We start from the raw sequence: 15,160 nt of genomic DNA, 5'->3' as shown, positions 1-15,160 counted from the left end.
TTGAACCAATCGAGCTTTTACGGGCAGTTGTCCCCCACCTATCTTCCTCGCTTTCTCTAAATCTTGAGGTGGGGGGCTTACTGCCCGTTAATGCGGGATGAAAAAGAGCGAAAGGAATGTCCCTTCGCTCTTTCGTATATTAATCAAATGTAATGTTATGTACAGCCTCAGCATCAAGACGTTTCACAACTTCTACAATTAACTTCACTGTGTTTTCATAGTCATCGCGATGCAACATTGCAGCATGAGAATGAATATAGCGAGTTGCAATTGTAATTGCCATCGCTGGAATACCATCCACAGAAACATGAATTGCACCTGCATCCGTTCCGCCGCCTGGAAGTGCATCGTATTGATATGGAATGTTTAATTCATCTGCTACACCAACAACGAAATCACGAAGACCTTTATGTCCAACGATAGATGCATCATATAAAATAATTTGCGGGCCATCACCCATTTTGCCTTGTGCTTCTTTTTCACTAATTCCCGGTGTATCTCCAGCGATACCAACATCTACCGCAAAAGCAATATCCGGTTGAATGTAGTTCGCAGATGTTTTCGCACCTCGTAAACCTACTTCTTCTTGAACCGTTCCAACACCATATACGATATTTGGATGTTTTTCATCTTTTAATTGTTTTAAAACATCGATTGCGATTGCACAACCAATGCGGTTATCCCATGCCTTTGCAAGTAACATTTTCTCATTTTTCATCACTTGGAATTCGAAGTATGGTACAACTTGATCTCCTGGACGTACGCCCCACTCCATTGCCTCTTCTTTACTAGAAGCACCAATATCAATAAACATATCTTTAATATCAACCGGCTTTTTACGAGCATCAACTGATAGAACATGAGGTGGCTTCGAACCAATGACACCCGTTACATCACCTTTGCTCGTAACAATTGTTACGCGCTGCGCTAACATAACTTGTGACCACCAGCCGCCAACTGTTTGGAAGCGTAAGAAACCTTTATCATCAATTTGCGTAATCATAAAACCAACTTCATCTAAATGACCAGCTACCATAATTTTCGGGCCGTTACCATCACCAATTTTTTCGCAACTAAGCTTCCTAAGTTATCTGTTGACACTTCATCAGCAAACGGTGCGATATACTTCTTCATTACTTCACGAGGCTCACGTTCATTTCCAGCAATCCCGCGCGCGTCTGTTAGTTCTTTTAGCATCGTCAATGTCGCATCTAGTTTTGTCATTGGACAATGTCCTCCTTTTTCTTCATCTCTTTAATTATACAAGAGCGGAAAAGAATGTTCAAAAAATTTCATCAATACCCTTCTGTTTGACGCTGATGATTCACTTCGTTTTTATCTAAATATGCTTTTTCAATCTCTTCTTGACCAAAATCAAGTGCTTGTCCTAGGCGAAGATAGCTCGTAAACAATTCAATATAATTCGTAATAGACGGCTGTTCATTAAAACGGATTACTTTTGCATATGCATCTAAGAAAATTTCTACCTGTGTTTTATTTGTTATTGCACACTTATAAAATAAGAAATTTTTATCAATTCCTAAGTCAATTCCGATAGATAAAATAAAATGTAACCCATCCACATACTCTTCTAGTACAATTGCACGCTCAGATGCTGGCTTGTTGCTCCAATATTTAAAGCAGCGTGTCTCGTTTGCAAGTTCTCCAATTTCCACAAGAAGCGCTAGCATCTTTTCTTTTAACAACTTTTTTGGCTCTAAATTATGTTCTCTCGCAATACGATCATCTAATTCTTTTTGTAATTTAAATAGTTGTAGTAAATCCAAAACGTACTCCTCCTTCAATATCCAATAAACATTATCCGATATTGTTCCATTCTAATGGTAAATATAAGAAAATAAGCAAGTTACATTCTTACATTATAACAGTGTCAGTTTCGCGTGGAAAGACATGATTGTCTGAAGTCAAACTCCTCCTTACCACCATCGTTCTTCCGTATATAAGTGAGCTTATGACTATACACCTAAATAAAGTGAAACTTCCATCAATGGGGGGTTCTTACTACCCCTTAATGCGGGATAAAGATAAAAAGTCAGAGACCCCCTCCGACTTTTTATCTTTATTCTTCTATATTATTGTGCCTTTTATGCTTATTTTGTCATATATGGCACAACACGTCCATTCATCTTTCTTTCTTCCATTTCAGCAAAAACAATGTTAATTTACGAAAAATAAAAAAATCCTTAGGAACAATGTCCTAAGGATTTTTTATCATTACTTATTTAAAGCAGTTTTAGCAGCTGTTGCTAATTCAGCGAAAGCTTTTTCGTCATGAACAGCTAGGTCAGCAAGCATTTTACGGTTTACTTCGATACCAGCAACTTTAAGACCGTTCATTAAACGGCTGTAAGAAAGACCGTTCATACGAGCAGCTGCGTTAATACGAGTGATCCATAATTTACGGAAGTCACGTTTCTTTTGACGACGGTCACGGAACGCATACATTAAAGATTTCATTACTTGTTGGTTAGCAACTTTGTATAATGTATGTTTAGAACCGTAGTAACCTTTTGCTAATTTAATAATTTTTTTACGACGTTTACGAGTAACCGTACCACCTTTTACTCTTGGCATATTATTTCCCTCCTAGATATCTATCTGAACAAAATATTAATTACATGTTGTCAAGCATTTGACGAATACGTTTGAAGTCACCAGCGCTTACTACACCAGCTTTACGTAATTTACGTTTAGCTTTTGTAGATTTGTTAGCGAATAAGTGGCTTGTGTAAGCGTGAGAACGCTTTAGTTTACCAGATCCTGTTTTTTTGAAACGCTTTGCAGCGCCGCGGTGAGTTTTCTGTTTAGGCATAGTGATTTCCTCCTCTATTTATTACTTATCATTTTTCGGTGCTAAAACTAAGAACATGCTACGTCCTTCCATTTTTGGCTTAGATTCAATTGTACTAACTTCAGCACAAGCTTCAGAGAAGCGATCTAAAACACGTTGACCGATTTCTTTATGAGTAATAGCACGACCTTTAAAGCGAATAGACGCTTTAACTTTGTCGCCTTTCTCCAAGAATTTAATAGCATTACGAAGTTTTGTGTTAAAGTCATGTTCATCAATTGTTGGACTTAAACGTACTTCTTTCATACTAATGATTTTTTGATTTTTGCGCTGCTCTTTTTCTTTCTTTTGTTGCTCAAAGCGGAATTTTCCGTAGTCCATAATACGGCATACTGGTGGTTTCGCATTTGGAGCAACTAATACTAGATCAAGATTTACGTTTGCAGCCATGTCTAATGCTTCTTGACGAGACTTAATTCCAAGTTGATCACCATTTGCACCAACTAAACGTACTTCACGTGCACGAATTTGCTCGTTAATCATCATGTCCTTGCTAATAGTAAGCCACCTCCAAGGTTTTTATGGGAATACGTTTTGGGAAGGCAGAACCCAAACAAAAAAGTGCGGGTATATGACACCCACACTTGTAATATCTTAAGTAAGAAATACATTTACCTGGTAACTGCTTTCGCGTCAATCAGGTGAGAAGCGGGTGCTTCTACTTGTTCCACAAATCCGTATTCTATTATCCTTGATGATTCTATCATAGGACGTGATGCGTGTCAAGAAGTTGAGCTTCTTAAGTAGCAACAAAAAATATTGTAACAAACAAAACGAATACATGCAACATTTTTTTATACAAAGCAAACTTTGGTTCTTATTACCAAACAAAACATACAAAAAAGCCGCGGACGAACCGCGGCTTTTTCTTATCGTTTTCCTTCAACTTTAATTAAGTCAACGAAAGCATCTAATGAGATTGTTTCTGATTTTTGTTCACCGTATTTACGTACGTTTACACCAGTTTCAGCAACTTCATTGTCACCTACTACAAGCATATACGGGATTTTTTGCATTTGTGCCTCGCGGATTTTATAACCGATTTTCTCATCACGAGTATCCACTTCAACGCGAATACCAGCACGTTGTAATTCTTCTTGTACTTTCTTCGCATAGTCTAAATGTACTTGCGGAGAAACTGGAATTACTTGTACTTGAACTGGTGCTAACCAAGTTGGGAATGCACCTTTATATTCTTCGATTAAGAAAGCAACAAAGCGTTCCATAGTTGATACAACACCACGGTGAATAACAACTGGTCGATGATGCTTACCATCTTCACCGATGTAAGTTAACTCAAAGCGTTCTGGAAGTAAGAAGTCTAATTGTACAGTTGAAAGTGTTTCGTCTTTTCCAAGCGCAGTACGGACTTGCACGTCAAGTTTCGGACCGTAGAATGCCGCTTCACCTTCAGCTTCATAGTACTCAAGACCCATTTCATCCATAGCTTCTTTTAACATGCCTTGTGCTCTTTCCCACATTTCATCGTCATCATAATACTTTTTAGTATCCTCTGGATCACGATAAGATAAGCGGAATGAATAATTTTCTAAACCAAAGTCTTTGTATACTTCTAAAGTTAAGTTTACAACGCGTTTTAATTCTTCTTTAATTTGGTCTGGACGAACGAAAATGTGCGCATCATTTAAAGTCATCCCGCGTACACGTTGTAACCCAGATAATGCACCAGACATTTCATAACGGTGCATTGTTCCAAGCTCTGCAATACGGATCGGTAATTCACGATAGCTGTGGATATCGTTTTTATAAACCATCATATGGTGAGGGCAGTTCATTGGACGAAGTACTAATTCCTCATTATCCATTTCCATTGATGGGAACATGCCATCTCGGTAGTGATTCCAGTGACCAGAAGTTTCATAAAGCTCTCGGCTTCCTAATACTGGAGTATATACGTGGTCATATCCTAAGCTTGCTTCTTTATCAACAATGTAACGCTCGATAATTCGACGGATTGTTGCACCTTTTGGTAACCAAAGTGGTAAACCTTGTCCTACTTTTTGGCTATTTGTAAATAGTTTTAACTCTTTACCTAATTTACGGTGATCACGCTCTTTCGCTTCTTCAAGCATACGTAGATGCTCATCTAATTCCGCTTTTTTCACGAATGCAGTACCGTAAATACGTTGTAGCATTTTATTATCGCTATCTCCACGCCAGTAAGCACCAGCAACGCTTAACAGTTTAAACACTTTAATTTTCCCTGTAGATGGAAGGTGAACTCCGCGGCAAAGATCGAAAAATTCGCCTTGTTCATAAATTGAAATAACCGCATCTTCTGGAAGATCATTAATCAATTCTAATTTTAACTCATCGCCGATTTCTTCATAACGACGAAGTGCTTCAGCACGTGGTACTTCATGACGAACGATTTCTAGGTTCTCGTTCACAATCTTTTGCATTTCTTTTTCAATTTTCGGGAAGTCTTCAACTGTAATTGCTTCTTCCATATCGATATCATAATAGAAACCATTTTCAATAACAGGCCCAATTCCAAGCTTCACATCTTTATATAAACGCTTTAATGCTTGTGCTAAAAGGTGAGCTGTTGAGTGGCGTAAAATGTATAAACCATCTTCAGAATCTAATGTAACGATAGAAATCGCACCATCTTGCTCAATCGGTGTACGTAAGTCTACCATTTCCTCGTTTAATTTCCCTGCAATTGCTTTTTTCTTTAAGCCAGGGCTAATAGAAGCAGCAATATCTTCTGTTGTTATTCCTTTTGGAAATTCCTTCACAGCTCCGTCTGGAAATGTAATTTTTACTACGTCTGCCATCTTTGGTCACTCCTTTTTCATAGTCAAAATAAAAAACACCCATCCCTATAAAAAGGGACGAGTGTTGAATTCGTGGTTCCACCCTTGTTCCAGCTAACGCATTGTTAACTGCTCAAGTTCATTATAACGGCATTTACCGTCAGCAATTACTAGAATTTCGTTCACTGCTGAAGTTCAGAGGTGGTAAGTAATAATCTCGTATTAAGAAGCTCACAGCCTAAGGCTTCCCTCTCTGAGAATCGTAGACAATTACTCATGTCCTCATCGTAACATTTTAATGTATTTTCATGTATGTACGTAATTATATGCTCAAAAATTTAGAAAATCAAGGGCGTTCCCTTTATTTTTATAATTTTTCACATTCTTTTCAAATTCATGAAGCGCATATAGTTGTACTCTCTCTTGAAACACATTTTGAATTGTCACAATCATATTATGATCTTGCTCTTTCGTATACAGATGAATTGTTTTAGGCGAGATTGAAAGAAGCGGTGCCATAATATTCGGATCAATGTACAAGCCTTTTTGAGAGAGTAATTCTTCTTCTATATACTGAACAAGTTTATCTTGTTTTAAACGAGCTCCCTTTTCATCATAAAAAATAAAACTGTCATCAAACACAAGATGCAAGCATGACAAACGCGATTTCCGGCTGCTCACTTGCTGCCGGAGCGTTTCCACAAACATTTGATACTCTTGTTCTAACTTATATTCATCTATCGCCATCTCTGTAGTGCGATATAAAAATTCATTGTACTTTCTCAAGCGAAAACGAATGTATGCTTCAAACGAAAAAGACATCTTATCATGCATCCACCCCCGCAAGGAAGAAACCACCAATTCTTTCCCTCTTTGTTTAGAAGGGGCATCGTTTAGCCCCTTACGTCTCCCATTTAAAATAGAATGAGCCATATGTAAAATTTGAATTCGTTCTTCTCGCTCTTCATAGTAAAACTTCTCTTTTAAAATATCACTTATCCATTCATCTTGTTTTGTATTTATAATATATTGAACAAGTACAGGGATAACCACTCGATCAATGTAGCATGATTCTTGTATTGGTATATGAACAATCACCATTTGTTCGTACAAATAAATGCTTATTTCTGCATATATATCATCTGTCCGTTTTTTCAGCTCTTTATATATAACAATAGCATCATTTTTTTCTTCAAAGCAGATTTCAATCACTTTTGTCCCCCTTTTATAATTCTTGCTATTTCCATATATATTAGGGGGATGTACAAAAAATGATACAAGCGTAAAGTAATTTATCATTCAAAGTAATGCTTTATTATATTTCCTTCCAAAAAATAAAGAGCAAGCTCACTGCTTGCTCTTTACTTATGCCGGCGGTTTTTCCCACCAATAGGAACCGGCTTTGCTAAATATTTAATACGCTCCATAATGCGGGCTGCTTTCATTTCTTCTTCTTCTCCGCGCTGTGTATATGTTAAATGATGTTCCAACTGTTTAAAATCAAAGTTAGATGTAAAAAACGTCGGTAAGTTCTCCAGCATACGAAATTGTAAAATCGCTCCAAGTACATCATCGCGCACAAAGCTCGACATCGCTTCTGCTCCAATATCATCTAACATTAATACTGATACACGCTTCACTGCATCAATCTTTTCACTAATTGTATTATTTTGCAATGAACTTTTAATTTCACGTAAAAATTCTGGTAAGTACACAATCATCGAACTTATTTTTTTCAGCGCCAGTTCATTGGCAATTGCTCCTAAAAGATAGGTTTTCCCTACACCAAATGGCCCATGAAAGTATATTGCCTGCACTTTTTTTCCAGGCTCATATGCACTTAAAAATTCATTAGCAGCACGAATTGCCTGAAACCGCGGCTCTAAATCTGATGGGTCTAAATTTCCCATAGAAGCTTGCAAAATATCACTTGGCATATACACACTTTGAATTAACTTCTCATGTTTCTTCCTCTCATCATAAGCCACTTTTCTTACGCAACGATCATATTGAATATCAATCATCTTACCTTGAATGATAAGCTTTGGTTCATATCCTTGAATCATATTTTTACATGACTCTAAGTTCGGACAATCCTCACATCTAACACTTTGCCCGATGTACTCATATAACTTCACAAGGCTGCGTTCTACCATGGACGTTGTCACTTCACCCTGATGCTCTTCTATAAACTCTTTTACACGCGGATGCGTCATTACCTCTTGTTTCAATACTTCATATCTATTCTTAAAATTTTCATTTTGCATTAACTTCGCAAATGTATTTTGAATCGGTTCCATTTTTTCACCTCAAAGGGAGCTCTCCTCTATTCGTTTCGCTTATATTTTTTCAGCTCTTCCTCTAACTTTTTACGCTCTTCTTCTAATTTTTCATGACCTTCACTGCGAGGCGATTGTTCAGCCAATTGTTCGCTCTCTTCAGCTTGTTCCTTTAACCAATCTGGTACAAGTTCTTTACGAACTGTTTTCTTCGTCGTCTTTCCTTTTTTCTTTGTTTCTGCCCACTCTTGATATTGACGGTTTTCCTCTTTCGCAAGACTCATCGCTTCTGTTACTGTTGTAACTTTTTTACGCGCCCAATGTCCAGCGATTTTTTCCACGTACGATTTCGCCAGCTTCATATCAGAACGAAGCATCACATAATAAATAAGCACATTTACAACGCCTGGTGTGAGCTTTTGATTCAACATCACTTCTTCAATAATTTGCAAATCAGCTTTCGTCGGCTCAGCTCCGCCCGAAATTTCTTTTAATAACTCTCTTGGCGAAATTTCTTCTAACTGTTTAATGAGCATTTCTTCTTGTGTTTTCGGCTCTTTCTCTTTCATCGTCCGCGCATGCAATGGCTGCGTTCGTTCACTAAATACTGGGAGCGCTTGTCCATTCTCAAATTGGTACCAATCACGCGCACCTTTTCGCAGTCGCTCCATATCAATTGTATGATGTTCTGTAACAGCACCAAGAACAATATTTTGCATGGATAGCGGATCAATCCCGTATACGTAAGCTAATGTCATCACACATTCACGCATCTGTTCTGTAATGGCTTTGCGCGGAACGAGTGCTGATAATCCTTCTACAAATAATGAAAAATCAAAGAAATCATTCCAGAGCTTAGGTGCATTCCCCTGCGCTCTGCCCGGCATCACAGTTGCATTTGGTATAAGCAATTCTTCCTTGGCATACTCAACTTGTCCTGGATTAAACGAGCCAAACACATCATTAAAGGATCGTGTCATATTTTCATAAGAAACAAAGTCAAATTCTTCTTCTAAAAAATATTGCTTTACTTGATTGTATTTTGCCTTGCTTAAGCGGTTATATAAAAAAATACTTAATACAATATCATCAAAAAATTGCTTCGGCATGAGAGGTGGCTGCAACTCATAAATAAACATGCGAATATCTTTTTCTTTTTTCATATACACATTTAAAAGTCCAATTGCCTCTAGTTTTATACGTTCTTCATAAATATCTGGGAGCGGCATTTGCATCGTTACCATAATAGAATGGTGTGTATTTTCTCTTCCAAATAAACGATCCTGCTCCAATTCTCCCCACAATGTCATATATAAACTAAAAGCTTTACTACCGATTAGCGGTTGATATAGCATCGTAAGCACTTTACGGTCATAATTACTGAGCAGTCCTCTTGCACTTACTTTATAACGGTCAATTGGCAGTAACTCCATCCATGACTGTCTTTCCATTCTTGCAAATCCTTTCTGTTATCCATTCTTATCATAAAGTGAAACTTCCATCAGTGGGGGGTTTTTTCATCCCCCACTGATGGTTAGTTGAACCAATCGGGCTTTTACGGACAGTTATCCCCTACCTCTCTTCTTCGCTTTTCTCTGAATCTTGAGGTGGGGGTCTTACTGCCCGTTAATGCGGGATAAAGTGAAACTTCCATCAGTGAAGGGCTCACTGATGGAAAGCTCTCACCAATCGGGTGCATGCCAGCAGTTGTCCTCCACCTTTCTTCTTTGTTTTCTCAGAATTTCGAGGTAGAGATCTTACAGCCCGCAAATAGCGGGATATATGTGATTTATATTTCCGTTCGTTACTACTTATTAGTGAAAAAAAGAGCTAATAGCTTACGCTTCTAGCTCTTTTATTTTCGTTCTTTTTGAAGTATATCTTTTAATTCTTCAATAAATACGTTCAAATCTTTAAATTGTCGATAAACAGATGCAAAACGTACATATGCAACATCATCAATATCACGAAGCTCTTCCATGACCATTTCACCAATCATATCGCTTTTTACTTCTGACATTCCTAAGTTACGCAATTCACGTTCTACATGTTGCGTGATTTCTTCTAGTTGTTTTAAAGATACAGGTCGTTTTTCACACGCTTTAATTAAACCGCGCAAAATTTTCTCTTTGTTAAACTCTTCTCGCATTCCTTCTTTCTTTACAACAATTAGTGGTGGCTCCTCGACACGTTCAAATGTTGTAAAGCGATTGAGACAACTTTCGCACTCTCTTCTTCTACGAATCGATCGCCCTTCGTCAACTGGACGCGAATCCAATACTCTCGTACCATTGTGAAAACAGGATGGACAACGCAATCCATTCACTCCTTTACAATTTAATTTTATCTTAACAAAACCAAAACATTATAAACAAGAATTATCTCTTCTATATTATAAACCCTTAATCAAATATACTTATGTACGTTATTCTTTTTTATCTTTCTAACAATTAATTTACCCAGACTTCCATCAGTGTGAGTCTTACTGTCCGCAAATAGCAGATAAATTAAAAAGAGGTGTATAATACACCTCTTTACATTTTAAATCACTTATCTTCTTTTTTAAAGAGCTTTTGTCTCTCTTTGTTTAATTTCGAAGCTACCTGTACCACGAGGAAGTTCAATGCTCTCTCTCGTTTTTGCGCTCAAACCTTCAGCGATGTACTCTGCAGCAACATTCGGATCAATGCGATCTCCGCAAGTATATACATCAATACTTGCATAACCATGTTCTGGAAAGCTGTGGATTGTTAAGTGAGATTCAGAAATAATTACAACCCCACTTACACCTTGTGGTGCAAATTTATGGAAAGCAACCTCACGTACTTCAGCGCCTGCTCGAAGTGCTGCATCCACAAATAATTTTTCAATATAAGGCATATCATTAAGTTTGTCGAAATCGCAATCCCAAAGTTCCGCGATTACGTGACGACCCATAGTATCCATAGTATCCATTCTACAGTTCCCCCTTATAAATTTAATCTAACTGTTCGAATTGAAAACTAATTTGCAATTTGGTTTGCTCCACTACCACGGGGAAAGTTAGTCCAGAGAGGTCCTAACCCTTTAAGTAGTGACTACCACCTCAGCTCTTAAGTTTACGAATGTTAGTATACTTTGTTTATTTTCATTTTGCAACAACAGTTTTTCATTTTTCCGATGACACTTTCTCTTTTTCTTTTCTCCGAAAACAAAAGAAAAGACTCCAAATTACAGTAATTATAGCTCTTTTAGGTGATTTACAAAGAAAAAGCATATGTATTCTTTTCCTTTCATAAAAAAAGAAAAAGGCTAGCTAACGCTTGCCCTTTTCTCATCTATTAAATATGTTGTACGTTTTCTTGTTTCGCAAATTGATCTACAACAAGCTTTACAAGATCTACAACACGACGAGAATAACCCCATTCGTTATCGTACCAAGCAAGTACTTTCACTTTGCGCTCGCCCATTACCATTGTAGATAAACCATCAACGATTGCGGAATGTGTATTTGTATTAAAATCTATAGAAACAAGAGGCTCATCACTAAATGCGACAATTCCTTTTAACGCACCGTTAGCCGCTGTCATAAATGCTTCATTAATTTCTTCCACTGTTACATCGCGCTTTACATCCACAACTAAGTCAACAAGAGATACGTTTGGTGTTGGAACGCGAAGTGCCATACCATGAAGTTTTCCATTTAAATGCGGAAGAACTTTTGCTAACGCTTTCGCAGCACCTGTCGTTGTTGGAATGATAGACTGGCCACATGCACGTGCTCTGCGTAAATCTTTATGTGGATTATCAATATTGTTTTGGTCATTTGTATAAGCATGAACTGTTGTCATTAAACCGTTTTCAATTCCAAACTGCTCATCTAACACCTTTACAACAGGTGCTAAGCAGTTTGTTGTACAAGATGCATTTGAAATAACGGTATGTTTTGTAATATCAAGTTGTTCGTCGTTTACACCAACAACAACTGTTACATCTTCATTTTTTCCTGGTGCAGTTAAAATAACATTTTTCGCACCAGCTTCTACGTGAAGACTTGCGCCTTCCTTGGAGTTAAACTTACCTGTTGCTTCAATTACAACGTCTACTCCCATTTCTTTCCAAGGCAATTCTCTTGGATCGCGGTTGTTTAAAAGGCGAATCATTTTGCCATCTACTAATAAATGATCTTCAAACGCTTCTACTGTACCATCAAATTTACCGTGAACTGTATCATATTTAATTAAATGTGCTAACGTTTCAGATGGGTAGCTCGCATTAATCGCTACAATTTCGAATGCGCTTTCTTTTATAGCTTGGCGAAACACCATTCTCCCAATACGTCCAAACCCATTAATTGCCACACGAATCATAATATGTTATCCCCTTGATTGCGTTATACTATTTATCTCCAATCCCAATAATAGTATAACACAAAAAGAAGATATGTCACTAAACAATTTCATCATTTTTAAATTTTTTTATTTAATAATGTTCCATTCTTTTAAAATGCGACTTAATTGGGCTTTCGTCTCTTCCATTGTGCCATTATTATTAATCACTTCATCCGCTAATGTGATTTTATCTTCTAGCGGCATTTGCGAAGCAATACGGGCTTTTGCCTCTTCTTCTTTAAAATTGTTGCGCTCCATTAATCTTGTAAGCTGAGTCTCACTATCAACATAAACTAGCAAAATTTTATCTACTAGACCTGTTAATTTACTCTCAAATAAAAGTGGAATATCGAGCACAACCGCTTGCGCTTTTTCTCTTATGTACATATCCTTTTGTGCATTCATTTCTTTTCGTACAGCAGGGTGAACAATGCCGTTTAACAGCAAACGTTTTTCTTCATTATGAAATACGATGCTACCAAGCTTCGGACGATCTAGTTCTCCATTTTCCCCCAGCACTTCTTTCCCAAATGCTGTTACAATTTCGTTATACGCTTCCTTCCCTGGTTCTACAACTTCCCTCGCAATAATATCTGCATCAATAACTGGAACATGAAAACCTTGAAACATTTGTGATACTGTACTTTTTCCACTTGCAATGCCGCCTGTTAATCCAATTACAACTGTCATCAAAATTCCCCTTAAGAAAAGCTTAAGCATCCTGTTTAGCAAAACAAGCGCTGAAGCTAGACATCTCCAACTTTTATAAAGCGAAACTTCCAGCAGTGGGGTTTTCTTCATTTCCCACTGCTGGAGAGCCCGTCCAATCGAGCACATGCCAGCAGTTATCCCCCACCCATCTTCCTCGCTTCTTTCTGCATCTTGCGGTGGGGCTTACTGCCCGCGAATAGCGGGATAAAGTGAAACTTCCATCAGTGGTTTTTTCATCCCCCACTGATGGTTAGTTGAACCAATCGGGCTTTTACAGGCAGTTATCTCCCACCTAGCTTCCTCGCTTCTCTCTGCACCTTGCGGTGGGGGCTTACTGCCCGTTAATGCGGGATAAATTCGTATCCTTTAAAAATAGAGACGTGAAACATCGGTTCACGTCTCCTCTTACATTTTCCAAATTCCAATAATAATAAGTAATATACCCGGCAAAAACGTAAGCTTTTGTAGCCATCGCATATTTGATAATATCGTTCCCGCTTTCATTCCAATAAATAAAAATAACGAGCTCATTACCGCAACTAATCCCGCCATCGTAAATGGGGAATATCCAAGTAAAGACGCCCCAATACCTGCTCCAAATGAATCTAATGAAAGCGCCATACCAAGAAGAAGTGCTTCCACCCCCGAAATTGTCCCAGATTTATCAAAATCAGCAACAGTCGGTTTTCGCAAAATTTGAATGACAAGGCCGAGAGAAGCAATTTCTAAGTTCCATACTTTTTCTTCTTGCGGTGCTTCCTCTTTTTTATCACTTTGAAAAAATTGATACAACACCCACGCACCGATTGCTACGAGAACCAATCCTCCAATTCTTGTCGCAAGCACCGGCGAAAAAACTTGTGCAATCATATGCCCGATTCCCATTGATAATATCATCACAACAGCTGAACAAATCCCGATTACAATAATAGATTTCAGTGGAATTCGGACGTTGCGGAGCCCATATGTAAGCCCCACACTGCAGCTATCTAAACTTAGCGTAAAAGCTAATAAAATAAGAGAGAAATAATGATACATCGATAAGCTCCTTCCCTATACATAGCTTTGTTGTATATATATGACAGAAGCCTATCCGATGTTATTACAAAAAATATATTGAAACTTCCATCAGTGGGGTTTTCTTCATCCCCACTGATGGTTAGTTGAACCAATCGGGCTTTTACGGACAGTTATCCCCCACCTAGCTCCCTGCTTCTCTCTGCATCTTGAAGGTGGGGGTCTTACTGTCCTTTAATGTGGGATAAAATGATGCTGTCATCAATAAGTATTTTTACTGATGTTTTGTTTGTTTAACTTTTCAACTGACAAACAGGGCAATAATGTGTACCTCGTCCGCCAACAACTGTTTTTTCAAGTGCAGTGCCACATGTTACACATGGTTCACCTTTTTTCCATATACGTAAAATCGTTCTTGAAATGAACCAATTTGTCCTTGCGAATTCATATACGTACGAATTGTACTTCCACCACGCTCGACCGCTTCTGTTAATGTTGCAACAATTTCTTTATACAACGTTTCAAATTCCTCATTCGTTAAAGAAGACGCTTCTCGCTCTGGATGAATACGTGAACGGAATAATACTTCATCTACATATATATTACCAAGACCAACTACAATACGTTGATCTAGCAAGACAACTTTTACTTTCCGAGCGGTTTTTTGCATTCTTTCTCGTAAATACGCCGGTGTTAATTCAGCCGAAAAAGGCTCAGGTCCTAAATCTGACAGCGGCATGACTGTAAGCTCCGTTCCTTTTTCGAAAAGATGCATCGTACCGAATTTACGTACATCTTTATAACGAAGTTCCGTACCGTCTGTAAAACGAAAACGGACGTGTGTATGTTTATCAACTGGATCATTTGCTTCGTGCAGCATATATTTCCCTTCCATTCGCAAATGCGAAACAATGACGTAATGGGTTACATATATAAGAAGAAACTTACCGCGGCGTTCGACCTTTTCAATCGTTTCTCCGCGCAGCATCTCTTTGAAAAGTTCAGCATCATCTGGCTCTTTCACCAATTTCGGGTATGTTACAATCACTTCTTCAATCGTCTTTCCTTTGACGAGCTTCTCTAGCGTTCGCCTTACATTTTCAACCTCTGGTAGTTCTGGCATACTATCAC

General features: G+C 38.0%; 13 protein-coding genes, 2 pseudogenes and 2 other annotated features. All 15 genes and pseudogenes read right to left on the bottom strand.

The annotated features are described in order from the left end of the window. Positions 1 to 139: 139 nt before the first annotated feature. Positions 140 to 1,224 (bottom strand): annotated as a pseudogene (locus tag ACEWFJ_RS05970) (M42 family metallopeptidase). Between the two features lie 71 nt (positions 1,225 to 1,295). Continuing rightward, on the bottom strand, positions 1,296 to 1,787 hold the full coding sequence (locus tag ACEWFJ_RS05965) for a dUTP diphosphatase (protein ID WP_098305295.1): 492 nt from the start codon (positions 1,785 to 1,787) through the stop codon (positions 1,296 to 1,298). Between the two features lie 448 nt (positions 1,788 to 2,235). Further along, the gene (rplT, locus tag ACEWFJ_RS05960) at positions 2,236 to 2,595 is read right to left on the bottom strand and encodes a 50S ribosomal protein L20 (RefSeq protein ID WP_154709926.1); all 360 of its coding nucleotides are present in this window, start codon (positions 2,593 to 2,595) and stop codon (positions 2,236 to 2,238) included. A 40-nt stretch (positions 2,596 to 2,635) separates the two neighbouring features. Beyond that, entirely contained in the window at positions 2,636 to 2,833 is a 198-nt protein-coding gene (gene rpmI / locus ACEWFJ_RS05955; RefSeq protein ID WP_020060080.1) for a 50S ribosomal protein L35, read from the bottom strand. 21 nt (positions 2,834 to 2,854) lie between these two features. Continuing rightward, positions 2,855 to 3,358, bottom strand: coding sequence for a translation initiation factor IF-3 (infC, locus tag ACEWFJ_RS05950; protein ID WP_020060081.1), 504 nt, complete (start codon positions 3,356 to 3,358; stop codon positions 2,855 to 2,857). A 63-nt stretch (positions 3,359 to 3,421) separates the two neighbouring features. Next, positions 3,422 to 3,542: a sequence feature (ribosomal protein L20 leader region), on the bottom strand. Between the two features lie 199 nt (positions 3,543 to 3,741). Continuing rightward, positions 3,742 to 5,673, bottom strand: coding sequence for a threonine--tRNA ligase (gene thrS / locus ACEWFJ_RS05945; protein WP_440602469.1), 1,932 nt, complete (start codon positions 5,671 to 5,673; stop codon positions 3,742 to 3,744). 50 nt (positions 5,674 to 5,723) lie between these two features. Further along, positions 5,724 to 5,950: a binding site (T-box leader), on the bottom strand. Positions 5,951 to 5,982: 32 nt separating this feature from the next. Continuing rightward, the gene (gene ytxC, locus ACEWFJ_RS05940; protein ID WP_473691026.1) at positions 5,983 to 6,864 is read right to left on the bottom strand and encodes a putative sporulation protein YtxC; all 882 of its coding nucleotides are present in this window, start codon (positions 6,862 to 6,864) and stop codon (positions 5,983 to 5,985) included. Between the two features lie 149 nt (positions 6,865 to 7,013). After that, positions 7,014 to 7,952 carry a primosomal protein DnaI gene (gene dnaI / locus ACEWFJ_RS05935; protein ID WP_473691024.1) on the bottom strand — a complete coding sequence of 313 codons (939 nt, stop codon included), beginning with the start codon at positions 7,950 to 7,952 and terminating at the stop codon, positions 7,014 to 7,016. Between the two features lie 26 nt (positions 7,953 to 7,978). Further along, positions 7,979 to 9,382 (bottom strand): replication initiation and membrane attachment family protein, encoded by a 1,404-nt coding sequence (locus ACEWFJ_RS05930; RefSeq protein ID WP_473691022.1) that lies wholly within the window; start codon positions 9,380 to 9,382, stop codon positions 7,979 to 7,981. Between the two features lie 404 nt (positions 9,383 to 9,786). Beyond that, positions 9,787 to 10,248, bottom strand: coding sequence for a transcriptional regulator NrdR (nrdR, locus tag ACEWFJ_RS05925; protein ID WP_098305307.1), 462 nt, complete (start codon positions 10,246 to 10,248; stop codon positions 9,787 to 9,789). Between the two features lie 245 nt (positions 10,249 to 10,493). After that, positions 10,494 to 10,877 (bottom strand): adenosylmethionine decarboxylase, encoded by a 384-nt coding sequence (speD, locus tag ACEWFJ_RS05920; protein ID WP_176524508.1) that lies wholly within the window; start codon positions 10,875 to 10,877, stop codon positions 10,494 to 10,496. 374 nt (positions 10,878 to 11,251) lie between these two features. Continuing rightward, the gene (locus tag ACEWFJ_RS05915; RefSeq protein ID WP_473691019.1) at positions 11,252 to 12,280 is read right to left on the bottom strand and encodes a glyceraldehyde-3-phosphate dehydrogenase; all 1,029 of its coding nucleotides are present in this window, start codon (positions 12,278 to 12,280) and stop codon (positions 11,252 to 11,254) included. 108 nt (positions 12,281 to 12,388) lie between these two features. Next, on the bottom strand, positions 12,389 to 12,991 hold the full coding sequence (gene coaE / locus ACEWFJ_RS05910; protein ID WP_230573750.1) for a dephospho-CoA kinase: 603 nt from the start codon (positions 12,989 to 12,991) through the stop codon (positions 12,389 to 12,391). Positions 12,992 to 13,417: 426 nt separating this feature from the next. Continuing rightward, positions 13,418 to 14,050 (bottom strand): sporulation membrane protein YtaF, encoded by a 633-nt coding sequence (gene ytaF, locus ACEWFJ_RS05905; protein WP_098305317.1) that lies wholly within the window; start codon positions 14,048 to 14,050, stop codon positions 13,418 to 13,420. Between the two features lie 272 nt (positions 14,051 to 14,322). Then, positions 14,323 to 15,152 (bottom strand): annotated as a pseudogene (gene mutM, locus ACEWFJ_RS05900) (DNA-formamidopyrimidine glycosylase). Between the last annotated feature and the right edge of the window lie 8 nt (positions 15,153 to 15,160).

The organism is Bacillus sp. EA-CB0995, assembly GCF_055814245.1.
This window is presented reverse-complemented; position numbering and strand designations above follow the sequence as displayed.